This is a genomic window from Anabaena sp. 90 (assembly GCF_000312705.1).
Taxonomy (GTDB): Bacteria; Cyanobacteriota; Cyanobacteriia; order Cyanobacteriales; family Nostocaceae; genus Dolichospermum; species Dolichospermum lemmermannii.
This window is the reverse complement of sequence record NC_019427.1, coordinates 1,647,257-1,661,846: the sequence shown is the minus strand read 5'-3', so window position 1 is coordinate 1,661,846 and position 14,590 is coordinate 1,647,257. Positions and strand designations below refer to the sequence as shown.

General features: G+C 37.4%; 9 protein-coding genes. 3 read left to right on the top strand and 6 right to left on the bottom strand.

Translation table 11 applies throughout. From position 1 onward, the window contains the following. Nucleotides 1-47: 47 nt before the first annotated feature. Nucleotides 48-821, top strand: a complete 774-nt coding sequence (locus ANA_RS07510) for a DUF1350 family protein (protein WP_015079462.1) — start codon at nt 48-50, stop codon at nt 819-821. Nucleotides 822-828: 7 nt separating this feature from the next. After that, a complete protein-coding gene (locus ANA_RS07505) occupies nt 829-1,965 on the top strand; it encodes a PP2C family protein-serine/threonine phosphatase (RefSeq protein WP_015079461.1) in 1,137 nt (378 codons plus the stop codon). Here ANA_RS07505 and ANA_RS07500 read toward each other — a convergent pair whose 3' ends face one another. Together ANA_RS07500 and grpE are read right to left on the bottom strand one after the other, a co-directional pair. Continuing rightward, a complete protein-coding gene (locus tag ANA_RS07500; protein WP_015079460.1) occupies nt 1,966-2,292 on the bottom strand; it encodes an STAS domain-containing protein in 327 nt (108 codons plus the stop codon). A gap of 168 nt (nt 2,293-2,460) precedes the next feature. Continuing rightward, nucleotides 2,461-3,129: a nucleotide exchange factor GrpE gene (gene grpE / locus ANA_RS07495; RefSeq protein ID WP_015079459.1), complete on the bottom strand. Its 669-nt coding sequence runs from the start codon at nt 3,127-3,129 to the stop codon at nt 2,461-2,463. A gap of 261 nt (nt 3,130-3,390) precedes the next feature. Here grpE and ANA_RS07490 point away from each other — a divergent pair, with 261 nt between their 5' ends. Then, a complete protein-coding gene (locus ANA_RS07490) occupies nt 3,391-4,968 on the top strand; it encodes a SpoIID/LytB domain-containing protein (RefSeq protein ID WP_015079458.1) in 1,578 nt (525 codons plus the stop codon). 76 nt (nt 4,969-5,044) lie between these two features. On the opposite strand, the gene ANA_RS07485 is transcribed toward ANA_RS07490, so the two are convergent. From ANA_RS07485 to ANA_RS07470, 4 genes are all read right to left on the bottom strand, one after another. Then, a complete protein-coding gene (locus ANA_RS07485; RefSeq protein WP_015079457.1) occupies nt 5,045-5,338 on the bottom strand; it encodes a ferredoxin in 294 nt (97 codons plus the stop codon). Nucleotides 5,339-5,594: 256 nt separating this feature from the next. Next, the gene (locus ANA_RS07480) at nt 5,595-7,004 is read right to left on the bottom strand and encodes an MFS transporter (RefSeq protein ID WP_148279033.1); all 1,410 of its coding nucleotides are present in this window, start codon (nt 7,002-7,004) and stop codon (nt 5,595-5,597) included. A 129-nt stretch (nt 7,005-7,133) separates the two neighbouring features. After that, entirely contained in the window at nt 7,134-13,223 is a 6,090-nt protein-coding gene (locus ANA_RS07475; RefSeq protein ID WP_015079455.1) for a non-ribosomal peptide synthetase, read from the bottom strand. A gap of 337 nt (nt 13,224-13,560) precedes the next feature. Further along, nucleotides 13,561-14,490: a sterol desaturase family protein gene (locus ANA_RS07470; protein WP_235081972.1), complete on the bottom strand. Its 930-nt coding sequence runs from the start codon at nt 14,488-14,490 to the stop codon at nt 13,561-13,563. Between the last annotated feature and the right edge of the window lie 100 nt (nt 14,491-14,590).

Sequence of the window (14,590 nt, the reverse complement as noted above, 5' to 3'; positions counted from 1 at the left end):
CTTCTCTTTCTTCTCCTGACTCGGTGACTCCTGACTCCTATTTTAACATGAACTGGCAAGAAATTAGAGGCAATTGGGTACTTATTCCCCGTAATCCCATTGGGATCATTCATTTTTTAGGTGGTGCATTTGTCGCCACTTTACCACATTTAACTTATCGTTGGTTACTGGAAAACTTAGCAGATCAAGGATACGTCATTATTGCCACACCTTTTGTCAATACATTAGATCATATCGCGATCGCTAAATCTGTCCAACTTAAATTTGAATATACCCTAGAAAAGTTACAAGACGCTGGAAAACTCCGCAAGCTGTACCTTCCCACCTATGGAGTCGGACATAGCATGGGTTGTAAACTCCATTTACTAATTGGTAGCCTGTTTCCAATCCAACGGGCTGGTAACATTTTAATATCCTTTAATAACTTTGCTGCCAATGAAGCCATACCATTAGTAGAACAGTTAAATTCTCAGTTAAATTCCCAATTAGACATTGAATTTACACCTACACCGGCACAAACTAACCAAATAATTCAAGACAGCTATCAGATTCGGCGGAATTTAGTAATCAGATTTAATAAAGATACCCTGGATCAATCAGCAAACTTAACAACAATTTTACAAGAACTCTTTCCTAATATGGTGACAACACAAACCTTATTAGGCACTCATACCACACCTTTAGGGCAAGATATTAAATGGCAACCAGGAAGTTCTTTTAGTCCTTTTGATGCTTTAGGACAATGGTTAAAGCAAGAAGTCTATCGAGATTTAAATCAATTAAAACAAGTTATATTGTTTTGGTTAAATCCCCTTTCTTAATAATCTCATGTTTGAAATCTTAATCATTGATGATGACCGATCCATCCAAATGTTTCTCAAAAGAATCTTAGAAAAACAAGGTTATCAAGTCATCACTGCGAGTACAGGAGAAGAAGGAATTTTAAGAACGCTGGATTCACCTCCAGCCTTAATTATATGTGATTGGATTATGCCGGGATTAAGTGGTATAGAAGTATGTAATATCATTAAAAAAGATCCCAAATTATCTACCACATTTTTTATTTTATTAACATCTTTAGATTCCGTCGCCAATAGAGTTAAGGGATTAGATGCTGGTGCTGATGATTTTATCTCCAAACCTATCGAACACAATGAACTACAGGCAAGAGTTAGAGCCGGGTTACGTCTGCATCAATTAAGTCAGGATTTACAGACCCAAAAGCTACTTTTAGAAACAGAATTAGCCGAAGCTACAGAATATGTAAAATCCCTTTTACCCCTGCCTGTAAATAAGCCCCTGAGTATTCAGTTTAAGTTTTTGCCATCACGGCAACTTGGTGGGGATTGTTTTGATTATAATTGGCTTGATGCTGATACTTTAGCTATTTACCTACTAGATGTTGCCGGTCATGGACTTAAAGCTACTCTACCTTCAATTTCTGTACTAAATCTCTTACGTTCCCGCGCGCTCAAAGATTTAAATTACTATCAACCTAGTGAGGTATTGGCAGCTTTAAATAATACCTTTCAAATGAATTATCAAAATGATAAATATTTTACAATTTGGTATGGAGTTTATAATCGAGTTAGCCGTCAATTAACATACTCTAGTGCTGGACATCCACCAGCTATTATCCTCTCTGGCAATTCTCCTACTCATACAGAAGTAAAAAGATTAAAAACTCCAGGAATGCCTGTAGGAATGTTTCCTGAAGCTAAATATACAGATGCTTATTGTCAGATTGAAAAATCTAGCATCCTTTATATTTTTAGTGATGGTGCTTACGAAATCACTCAATCAAATGGTACTCTTTGGAGTTTAGAAGGTTTCATTCAGATTTTAATTAGCTTACAGTATTCTGTTGATAACCAACTTGATTATATCCTGGATTACCTAATTAACTTAAACTCCAAAGAGACATTTGAGGATGATTTATCTATTCTTCAAGTTAAATTTGATTAATCAAGTAGCAGAAAGCAAAATATTTTCAAATGCTTCTTGACTAGGAACAATTGTAAATTTGCCATCCATACCAGTTAATTCAAATAGCATCCTAACTTGCTCATTAATTGAACAAATAACCATCTTTATTCCCGATTCCTGTAAAGCTTTAAATGTTAAAATCAGAGTGCCTAATCCAGAACTATCCATAAAGGTAACATGATGACAGTCAATCAACACAATGGAGATTCTCTTATCAATTACTTCTTTAATACTTTGTTGAAAATTTTGTGAGTTAGTAGCATTAAAACTCCCACTGATTGCAATCACTTTCACCTGCTGATTCATGATATTCTAATTTTGATTTATTTAAGAATGTGCTGATTTTAATTTTATTAGTATATCCTAACATTAGATTATAAAAAGATATTTAGTACACAAAAATATGGAGTAATTTTCAATAAATTCATCAGCAAATAACCATCAAACTCAAAAGAGCATAAACTTTAGAAGAGTTTATAAGAGACTTACTCTAGCTCTGTACAAAAGCTGATCATGTTGCATATAACCTATATAACGGACTTTAACAATTTCTCCTGGTTGTGCTGTTCCTGCTAATAATTCATGGAATTGAGGATTATAGGGGATTTCTGTGCCTACAGAAGCGATCGCTTCCACATTCCAATCCTGTAATAATCTTTTTAAAGGCGTATCTACCAAAGGTAATATCTTTACTGCTGATAACTGGTGATCTTCCCTGGCTCTATGTGCTGCTGTTGGCCATTGTAATATTAAAGATTCCAATATTTGTAAACTTGACCGCTGAAATTCCTGTTTTAATCCTTCTCTTTGTTCTAACATTGACAATGTTAATCGTTCATACTCAACTTGTAAATCTGTAATTTGCTTTAATAAGTCTATATTTTTATGAGAGGAATGAGTTTTGTGGAAACTTGAAGATAAACCATCAACGCTGAAATTTTCTACCAACTCAGTCCAAGATATCTGTAAAATCTCTGACAGTTTTATCAATACTTCTATCCGCATTTGTCCGATTTTTCCCCTCCGCAACTGCAAAATTTGCCATTGTGAAACACCAGCAGCACGACTTAAAGATTTAAAACTCTCATAACCGACTGTTTGCATTAAATTTCGCAAATTCTTGGTAAAATCAATTTCCAGCATAAAATATGGGTGATAAAGCAAGATTTAGTTAAATCATACTCATAATGAGTTTGATTTGCAAGTGTGCTGAAAAAAAGACGTAATGGTATTATAGAAGCGCGTAAGTTAAAAATATATAATATTCCCCGTTACTAATTATCTAACTTGATTATTAGTAATTTGTGATTCATCCTGCCGCCCTGTATCTTCTTATCATTAGTAAATTGAGTTAATTAACTTAAAACCACTCCGACAGCATAAGGGCAATTAGAATTAGTTTTCATGAAAATATTTATTTGGCCTTCTTCCTACAGATTAATAACAACCTTGTGCCTATTGGGATTGGCTGCCGCATCAGAACCCGTAAGCAACAACCAGGATGTAAAATTGCAAATTGGTATTGTCCAACGATTTGGGGCTAAACCCACAGACAAATTAGAATTAGCACCCACAAAAGGCGATCGCTTAACATTAAAATTTACAGTGGGTACTCAGCAACAAACCCTAGTCACCGACAAACCCATCCAGTTAACAACAGTCATGCAGCCCTTAACCCAAACAGTGGTTCAGGAAGTCTTAGTGCTGGGTGACTTTCGCACCTTTGAAACAGCGGAAGATAACGCTAACCACTGGCGTTCCCTGGGGATAGAAGTGGAAATATCCCAACCAGAACGTTGGCAAGTATGGGCAAAACGGGACGTTTACAGCACTCCCTTAATTCGCCGGTTACTATTAAAAAGTATAGAAACATCCAGTGATAAAAATGCTTACTTGGCAACCAACATTTTATCAAAAGTACCAAAAATTACTTGGGTAGTAAATGGTAAAAATTATAGTCCTAATTATCTAGAAATAACTGCTGGTAAAGACTCAATTAAGGTGAATACAGATGAACAGCCTCAACAAAAGCGTGTTTATCCGGGAAAAATGACCTTGCAGCCCAACGCCTATGGGCATTATACTTTAGTAAATACAGTCCCATTGGAAACTTATGTGCGGGGAGTTTTACCCCATGAAATTGGGATAAATGCGCCAATGGCAGCCCTAGAAGCACAAGCAATTATTGCTCGCACCTATGCCTTGCGAAACCTCCGCAGATTTGCGGTAGATAATTATCAGTTATGTGCTGACACTCACTGTCAAGTTTATCAAGGACTCAGCGGAGTTGCTAAAAATACAGATCAGGCGATCGCCTCGACCAGAGGTCAGGTACTCACTTATAATAACGAAATAGTTGATGCTTTATATTCTTCTACTACAGGTGGTGTTACCGCTAACTTTAGTGATATCTGGAATGGAGAAGATCGTCCTTATTTAAAACCTGTCATAGATGCTGCTAATCAAAATCTTTGGAACTTATCACATCAGAATTTAGCAAATGATCAGAACTTCGAGAAATTTATCAATCTTAAAGCGGGATTTAATGAGAGTAAATGGGATGTATTCCGTTGGCACAGAGAAACGGATATCAATAAAATTACCCAAGACTTGCAGAAATTCTTACATTCCAAAAAAAGCCCCTATAGCAAGTTCAAAAAAATTCAAGCCATGTCTGTGGTTGAACGCAGTTCCAGTGGCCGGATTTTAAAACTGGCTGTGAAAACTGATATTGGGGTTTTCACCTTACAAAAAGACGAGGTTCGCAGTGCCTTTGCTGCTCCCATTAGCACGCTATTTTACATTCAACCATTGAATAAAGGTCAAACCAATCTCTGGGGATATGCTTTTATTGGTGGTGGTTTAGGACATGGAGTGGGTTTAAGCCAAACAGGCGCTCAGAATTTAGCCAAATTAGGTTGGTCTAGTGCCAAGATTCTGGAGTTCTATTATCCGGGGACTAAAATTAAAGTAAGCAAGTAATTGGGGAATTGGTAAAACTCCTACTCAGTCGCCAATCCCCAATCCCTTGTTTGGACTAAATTCTTGTGACTAAAGTTTAGTAAAGGTCTTCTTCTCTGTGGGTTTCGATGGTGACATCAGAAGTAGGATAAGCAACACAAGTCAATACATATTGAGCTTCGATTTGATCATCATCTAAGAAGGATTGATCAGATTGGTCAACAGTACCAGAAATGATTTTACCTGCACAAGTTGAGCAAGCACCAGCCCGACAAGAGAAGGGTAAGTCAAATTCAGCTTCTTCTGCTGCATCCAAAATATAAGTGTCGTCATCGCAGTCTATAGTCTTAGTACCGTCTGGAGTGATGAGAGTAACTTTGTAAGTAGCCATTTAATTATCCTCTGTTGTGAAATCGGCAGTATAAGTGATTTTTAAGCAGACCTTACAGCTATTCTGATGGGATTAGCCGCTGGTTTAAATTTGCTTCAATTCTGATACTAAGGGAAAAGCTAAAAGTTATAACAGAAAATTGACCCCGATTAGTAATGAAATTTAGTTACTTATTACCCATAAGTTTTTGTTATATGAAATACCCACTGAGATAGATGTCAAAGAGCGTCTTGGTGACATCTTTGTTATATCGGCTTTATGAAACTTCTGGTTCGTCAGGAATTGCATCAGGTAGTTCATGTTCTACAAAGCGGAGACGCGGATATAAGTAGGCAATTAAGGTTGCGACTAGAGAAAACAGACCCATGATGATAAACATTAAACCCATACCGCGACCATGACCAACCCCAATAATCTGGCCAATGCTATGGGCTAAAGCTCCATCTTTTGCCATGATTGGTTCAAAAAATTGATCAGCTAATGCTCCACAGGTTAGGTAGGCAAGTGGTAAAAACCCCTGTACAGCAGCACTGCGAAAAGCAAAGACCCTTCCCTGTACTTCTGGTGCTACTTTTTTCTGATAGATGACTTGAATTGACCCATTAATGATGGGAATTGTCAGAAATATCAAGAAATTGGCGATCGTAAATATAACTGTTGAAGCAGTCAATCCAGCTAATACATAGGAGATGCCCAAAAATGCCATAGACACAAATATGGTATTGATCTGGCGTTCTAGTCCGCCCCAAATGCTGATCACGGCACTGCCTAGTAATAGTCCAAAACTAGAAATAGAATAGATAGCTCCTAGTGATTGTGCGGAAGCAAAGGAAAGCACTAAGGGTGTAGTGAGAGCTTCTGCGCTACCAACGAGAAAGTTGATAATGGCAATGAACATGACTAATCCAAGTAGTCCAGGACGTGCTACTAAATATTTCCAGCCAAAGGTGATTTCTTGCCAAAATGAATTGGTTTCGGCATCGGGATTTTCTGTGGACGAAATTTCAGGAAATTTAACTACAAGTAAACAGATTAAAGCCAAGACTAATGTAGATAAATCAATGATGACAATGCCTGACAATTGTACAGTTACTAATAAGGCTGCGGCTAATACAGGGGAGAGAATTTCAGCGATCGCTAATCTGATCTGTGTCATCGAACTGGCACGACCAAGTTGTGCTTTCGGCACAAGTAATGTAGTCGCAGAAGAATAGGCTAGTCCCTGAAAAGCACTGAAACTGGAACTAATCGCACTGACTACACACAGACTCCAAACTTCTAAGTGATTACTGATAAATAACCAAGCAATCAGTAAGGTACATAACCCTGCACAGAAATCACTAATAATCATAATCCAGCGCCGAGAAAAGCGATCGACAATCACACCAGCAATGGGAGAGATCAAAATTGTCGGTAGGGTTGTAGAGAGAATCAGCAGTGTAAATTGAGTTGTGGAATTCGTATGTTGATAGACCCAAATACTGAGTGCAAAATTGGTTGTCCGCGAGCCAACCAGAGACAACACTTGACCAAACCAGATCAAGATAAACACGCTCATGCTTTGAGTTATTTCTCCTTCTGGGTTGGAGAAATACTCAGTCCATCTCAATAAAGATGATCCAAATCTGGGTTGTTGTTTCAACTCTGGTGGGCTGTTTTCTAACATAGCAATAGTGATTATTAGTTAATTTGTGGCAAAGCCGCATGGTTTAATGTAACATTTATTTCTCATTATAAGTAGTCAAATAAGATCCCCGACTTCTTAGAGAAGTCGGGGATCTGACTCTTGCAATGTTCAGCAATCAAAAAATTCACAAACTTGAATAGTTGGATCTTGGGCAAGCTGCTGAAGAATTTGCTGGTAATAGTTGAACAAAACCTCGATAGTTTCATTGGTAAATAACTCCGTACTGTAGAAAACCTTAATTTCCATCGTGGGATTATTTACTGAAGGTGAAGAAACATAAATTTCTAAAGGAATTTCTCCATCCCACAAGTCGAGATCGCGCTTAATTGTGACAAAATCTACATCTAACATCCAGTTATGCCAATTTTGTGGAGGTAGCATAGTTAGGGATGCTGAGATATTCAGTGGTTGTTTACTGGTGATAGTGTTAATGACTGTGTGAGAAGCAATTTCTTTATTATTAATAGCTTCTGTGAGAGTTTCTTGAGCTTGTTCTAAAAGAATTTGTCCAGTTTGTTCAGAGGAAAGATGCGATCGCAAAATGACATCATTGATGAAGCAACCGAGCATTTTTTCAGTTTCCACCGGACTCCGATTACCAATAGTTGTTATTACTAAAATATCGTTCTTACTACTGTATTTGAACAAAAGTATATTCATAGCAGTAAGAATAATCGCAAAGATGCTGACCCTTTGAGAACGGCAGAGGGCTTCGATTGATGTCAACCAATGTTCTTCTGGAGTTAGTCGCAGTAAAGTTGTTTTGATCAGAGGGACTAAAGCCAGATCAAAATGGTGATTATATTGCAGCGCAGCTAGTCTTTCTGCTTCAGACGTTCGCTCTATCAAAGGGAGGTTTTGTAAGTCTATAATCTCTAATGGGATAGTCAGAAATTGGCTAATTACTTGTACAGGTTGACCTTCTAATATAGTAAAAGCCGTGCGTAATATTTCATGACGACGAATTATTTCATTGAAACTGGACTCCAACGCAATTGCAGAAAGAGAGCCAGTGAAACGTAAAATAAAAAAGCTGTTGTAGGCACAACTTTCAGGAGCTAATTGCTGTAACTGCCATATAGACTCTTGGGCAAAAGACAGGGGGATACAAGTGTCTCGTGCTTGAGGGACAAGCGGTGGTAAGGTATCAACTGTTATGGCATCCAGTTGATGTGTAATTATTACTTGACTAAGTTCAGCGATAGTGGGGGCTGTAAATAGAGAACGCAGAGGCAGAACTATGGAAAAATGTTCTCGAATGCGAGATATTACAGATGTGATTAGGAGAGAGTGTCCTCCCAATTCAAAGAAGTTATCATAGATGCCCACCTGCTGCCGATTTAATACTGTACACCAAATTTCGGCTAATTTTGTTTCTAGGGCAGTCCCAGGGGCAACAAAAGCGGTTTCTAGCTCTAAATTCGTTGTTTCTGGCTTTGGTAAAACCAGCCGGTCAACTTTACCATTAGGAGTCAGAGGTAAGGCTTTGAGCATGACAAAAGCCGCAGGTATCATATATTCAGGTAGATTTCCTTTCAGAAATTGACGTAATTCGCTACTAGTCAATGTTTCTGTTTTACCAACAATATAAGCCGTTAAATACTTGTTTTCTGGATGATCTTCGCGGACAATTACTACTACCTGCTGAACTTGAGGATGTTGGGTTAATACTGTTTCAATTTCCCCTAATTCAATCCGAAAACCCCGAATTTTGACTTGGTGATCAATGCGTCCCAGAAATTCAATATTTCCATCTGGTAAATAGCGTCCTAAATCTCCAGTTTTATAAATTCGTTCATTTTCCACAAAAGGATTAGCAATAAATCGCTCAGATGTTAAGTCAGGACGATGCAAATAGCCTTTGGCTAAACTTAGTCCACCAATGTAGATTTCTCCATAAACGCCAATAGGTAGGGGTTGAAGATAGCGATCAAGAATGTAAACTTGAGTATTGGCAATAGGACGACCTATAGGTGGAAATTTACTATTTGATGCTTCTGGTAAAATTTGTCCAGAAGTTGTAACCACTGTATTTTCGGTGGGACCATAGTTATTAAAAAACTTAAATGGTAACTTATTTGATGGATAATAATTAAGTCTATCTCCACCAGTTAACATAGTTCGCAAACTTGTATTTTCTGACCAGGATAAAAGACATAATTGTTCTGCTAAGGGTGTGGGGATAAAACTAATAGTAATATTATGTGATATCAACTTCTCTTGAAGTGTTTTTGCTGACAACAGAAATTCTGATTTAATTAAATATATACTCGCTCCGACTACTAAATAAGGCCATAATTCCCAAACAGCAGCATCAAAGGCTGTTCCGGCTAAATGTGTAGTTCGATCTGATGATGTTAATTGAAAATTATTTAAGTGCCAGAACACTAAATTTAATAGTCCTGAATGTTGAATTAGTACACCTTTAGGTCTTCCTGTAGAACCAGAAGTATAGATGACATAAGCTAAATTTTCCGGGGTGAAATTATTAATAGGATTATCGCAACTTTGGCTGGCAATTTCAATTTCAAAATCTTTATCCCAACAAATAATTTTAGTTTGTGATTGCTCTAGGGTTAATGATAAATGTGGGAGTAATAAAGAATGAGTCAAGATGATGGACATTTGTGAATCTGCCACCATATAATTAAGCCTTTCTGGGGGATAGTTAGGATCGAGTGGCACATAAGCACCACCAGCTTTTAAAATGCCCAAAAATCCTACTATCATTTCTAATGAACGTTCTAAATAAACACCCACTAATATTTCTGGTTCTACACCCAGAAACTGTAAATAATGAGCTAGTTTGTTAGCTTGTGAATTTAATTGTTGGTAGGTTAATTGCTGATCTTCAAATACTAATGCCACTGCATCAGGTGTTTTTTCTACTTGTTCCTCAAATAATTGATGAATGGATTTTTGGGGATAATCAGTTTGCGGATGATGCCATTCCACTAATAACTGATGTTCTTGGGATGCTGTTAGTAAAGGTAATGTCCTAATCCGCTCTTGAGGATTTGCCACAACTGCCTCAACTAAGGTGTGAAAACTCTCCACCATCCTGGCAATAGTATCAGCATTAAACAAATTAGCATTATATTCAAATGCACCTATTAATTCAGTTCCTGATGCTGAATCTTTTTCCTGCATTGATATGGTTAAGTCAAAAGTTGCCCCTGCTGTGGCTTTTGCTAATTCTATTTGGGTAACTTGCAAATCTCCTAATTCCAGTTTTGAAACTGGAGAATTTTGCAATACAAACATGACTTGAAATAAGGGACTATGGCTGAGGTGGCGCTGAGGTTGGAGGGTTTCTACAAGTTGATCAAAGGGAACATCTTGGTGAGCATAAGCGTCAAGTGCCATCTGTCGTACCTGTTGGAGTAATTCTATAAATGTGGGATTTCCTTCGAGACGAGTTCGTAAAACTAAGGTATTCACAAAAAAGCCAATTAATGGCTCTAATGCGACACGATTGCGATCGCTAATGGGAGAACCAATGATAATATCTTCCTGTCCACTGTAGCGAGAAAGTAAGATCACAAAGGCAGTTAGAAGTGTCATAAATAGGGAAGAACCCGATTTTTGACTGAGGTTTTTAAGTTTGTGAGTAAGTTGGGAATCAAATTGAAATTTTTGGAGATCCCCGCGAAAGGTTTGCATTGCTGTTCGTGATCGATCAGTAGGTAATTCAATTACTGCGGGAATATCTGCTAATTGTTGTTTCCAGTAATCAAGCGCGGGTTGATTTTCCAGCCATTGTCGTTGCCAATAAGCGTAGTCCGCATACTGAATTGATAATTCAGTTAAGGGAGAAGGTAAACCCGCTGTTAAAGCTGAATAAATAACCGATAATTCTTGGAGAAAATTCCCTGCTGACCAGGCATCAGAAATGATGTGGTGCATTATTACTAATAACTGATGGGATTCTGCCCCCAATTGCATCAATGTCACTCTTAAGAGAGATGATTCAGTTAGGGCAAAAGGGCGAAGATATTCATTAGTAGTTAATCTTTGTGCCGCAGTCGTTTTCTGATCTTCTGCTAATTCTTGTAAATCAATTACGGGTAAGGTAAATGCTAATTTATCAGCAATAACTTGAATGGGTTTACCATCGGCAATTCCAAAACTGGTACGCAGGGTTTCATGACGATTAATAATTGTAGCGATCGCCCCTTCAAGTGCTGTAAAGTTAAGCAGTCCTTGTAAATTCAGGACTCTGACAATATTGTAAGCAGGATTTGACCCTTCCATTTGATCGAGAAACCAAAAACGCTGCTGGGTTAATGAAAGTGGTAATTCGCTATTTCGAGAAACTGGTTCTAAGGTTGGCAGTAAATTCTGGGCAGAAGATCCAATTTGTTCACTAAATGTGGCAATTGTTGGCGCAGCAAATAAACTGGCAATTGATAATTCTAGGGATAGTGCCTCACGCAATCTTGATATAACTAAACTTGCCAATAGGGAATGTCCACCCAATTCTAAAAAATTATCATGGATACCAATTCTTTCAATGCCTAAAACTTCTGCCCAGATTTTAGCAATGATTTCTTGTGTGGGTGTTTGCGGAGGGATAAATTCACTTTGAATTGCTGATAAATCAGGTTCGGGTAAACTTTTTCTGTCTAACTTTCCATTAGGTAAAACTGGCAATTTCTCCATCACCATTAAGGTATGGGGAATCATATAATCTGGTAGTTTGCTGGCAAGAAAATTGCGTAATTCTCCCGAATTAAAATCTTGGTTATTCACTACGATATAAGCCACTAACCGCTGACCACCAGAGACATCTTCTCTGGCAGAAACCACAGCTTCTCGAATACTGGGATGGAGTTTAATTACTGCTTCAATTTCTTCCAATTCAACCCGCATTCCGCGGATATTTACCTGAAAATCCATCCGACCGAGAATTTCTAAATTTTGATTACTTGAATAACGAGCAACATCCCCGGTTTTAAAGAGTCGTTGTTGAGGATTAAAAGGATTAATGATGAATTTTTCCTCATTGGCCTCGGTGCGGTTCAGATAGCCTCGTGCTAAGGTAGAACCCGCAATATGGACTTCTCCAGACTCACCAGTTTTGACTGGTTCAAGTTGGGAGTTAAGGACATAAACTTGTTGAATGTTTGCTAAAGGATGACCAACAGGAACATAGCCATCTTCAAGATCGTAATCTTCAGGAACAGTATAAAAACCATGGCCAATACTTTCTGTTTGACCAAGAATATTAAAAAACTGGGGTGGTGTTTTAAACAGGTTGCGTAACTTTTTAATTAGTTGATAGGGTAGTAATTCGCCACCAAATACTATTAATCTTAATTTTGATTCTCTCAGAGATTCTGTATATTGTTGGTCTAAACTTTCTAAAGCAATGAGTCCATAACGCCACACAGAGGGTACACCATCAGAAATAGTAACACCACGTTTTTGAATTAACTCAAATAGACTTAAAGGAGTTCTGGTTTGTTCACGAGTAGCAAGAATACTGGTTGCACCTTGGGATAAAGGTAAAAATAATTGTCTGACTGAAGCAGTAAAAGAGAAAGATGCTGTATGGAGATAAATATCTTGATGATTAACTGGTAGGATTTTAGCGATCGCCTGTAAATAAGCATTTACACTGGAATGGGGCATTTGTACACCTTTCGGCTTACCAGTAGAACCGGAGGTATAGATTAAATAAGCGAGATTTTCGGCTGTGACTCCACTCACTGGATTATGGGAACTTTGACAATCAATTTTTTGCCAATCTGTATCTAGACAAATTGTTGTAGAAGTTTCAGGAAGAGATACTACCAATTGTTGTTGTGTCACCACAAATTGCAACTTAGTATCTTCCAGCATGAATGCTATGCGTTCTTGGGGATAGGCCGGGTCTATAGGTACATAAGCGCCTCCAGCTTTAAGAATACCAAGAATACCGATAATCAGATCGAGCGATCGCTCTACGCACAAGCCGACCATGACTTCAGCACCTACACCAATACTCTGTAAATAATGTGCTAACTGATTGGCTTTAGCATTCAATTCTTGGTAGGTAAGTTGCTGATTTTCAAATATTGTCGCTACTGAATCTGGTGCTGCTTTTACCTGAATTGCAAATAAATCATGGATACAAACACCATTTTCTGGCAAATCATTGATGATTGTAGTTGTACTTGATAAATCTGAACTCAAATCTAATTTCATGTTATTCATCACTATAATTCCCAATTAATTTTTGATTGAATTTGTATTTAGATTCCTGATATAGCGTTTTCTAAGAGGGTGTTTGAAAAGTCCCTCATGGTGTATCAAATATTTTCAGATCCCCCTAAATCCCCCTTAAAAAGGGGGACTTTGACTTTAGTTCCCCCCTTGCTAAGGGGGGTTAGGGGGGATCTGTAAGTGCCTAAAATCACAACCTAAAACTTTTCAAACAACCTCTAATCTAATGAGGTACAAAATTATCTGTGTTTATCTGCGTTTATCTGCGTTTATCTGCGTTCCATAATTACTTCTTGTCCCTCACTTGCATGGGAACTGCTATAAAAAATTATTCCCTACTTATCTTTTGGTTGTAACTTTGCCAAATAGATTTAAATGGCTGTACTAATAAATTAATTGGATTATTAAATAAACTTGATTCCCCATCTGACAGACCAAAATCCAGCTTTTCATAACCTTTCGGTACATATAAAGTCCCAAATATCCAGTCCCAAAAAGACAGAATGTAACCAAAGTTTTTGTCATAATGCTTTGGCTCAACACTGTGATGAATATGATGTTGAGCAGGACTCATCAACACATGACTAACTTTATAGGGGTAGTTCAACCAAATATGAGAATGTCGTAAGTTAGCACCAGTTAAATAAAAGAGAAATATCTCCCAATTAACTCCATAAATGGATAAATGGGAGACTTGATTACCAAATAAATAAATCCAGATTCCTGTCGTAAAACCCAGCATTACCGTCGCAAAGATCATACTTAATATTAAATCAAAGGGATGAGAGCGATAAACAGTCATTGGAGTTAATACATCCGCAGAATGATGGACTTTATGAAATTCCCAAAAGAATGAACTTCTATGAGCTAAGTAATGGTAACAATAATAGGCAAAATCCCCCGCTAAAGCCACAAAAATACTCAATATGACATAATGGTACCAATGAGGATTGGTAATTAAAAAAGGCGTTGTCAGGTGCGTAATTTCTGTTAAATAATCACAAATGATATTTGCTAGATTTGGTAGAGATAATATAACTGGCAATATTACAAATATTTCTAAGAGCGAAGATAAAAAATAATACTTGTATTCAGCGATCGCTGAAGGATGTAAATAAACTGCTTTTGGCAAAAGATACTGTCTTACATTTATCTGTTCATCTTGTTGAGATAACCCTAATTTATATATAATCAAAGCTAGTAACAAAGCCGAAAGTATATATAACCAATAAATCTGAGATGAGCTGATAAATGGCACTAGGAATGGATAAAAAATCCGCAGATTTTGGATTTGTATAATCATCTTAGATATTGGAAAAATAGAAATCTAGTAGATACTTCTGAAAATTATCCGGGGA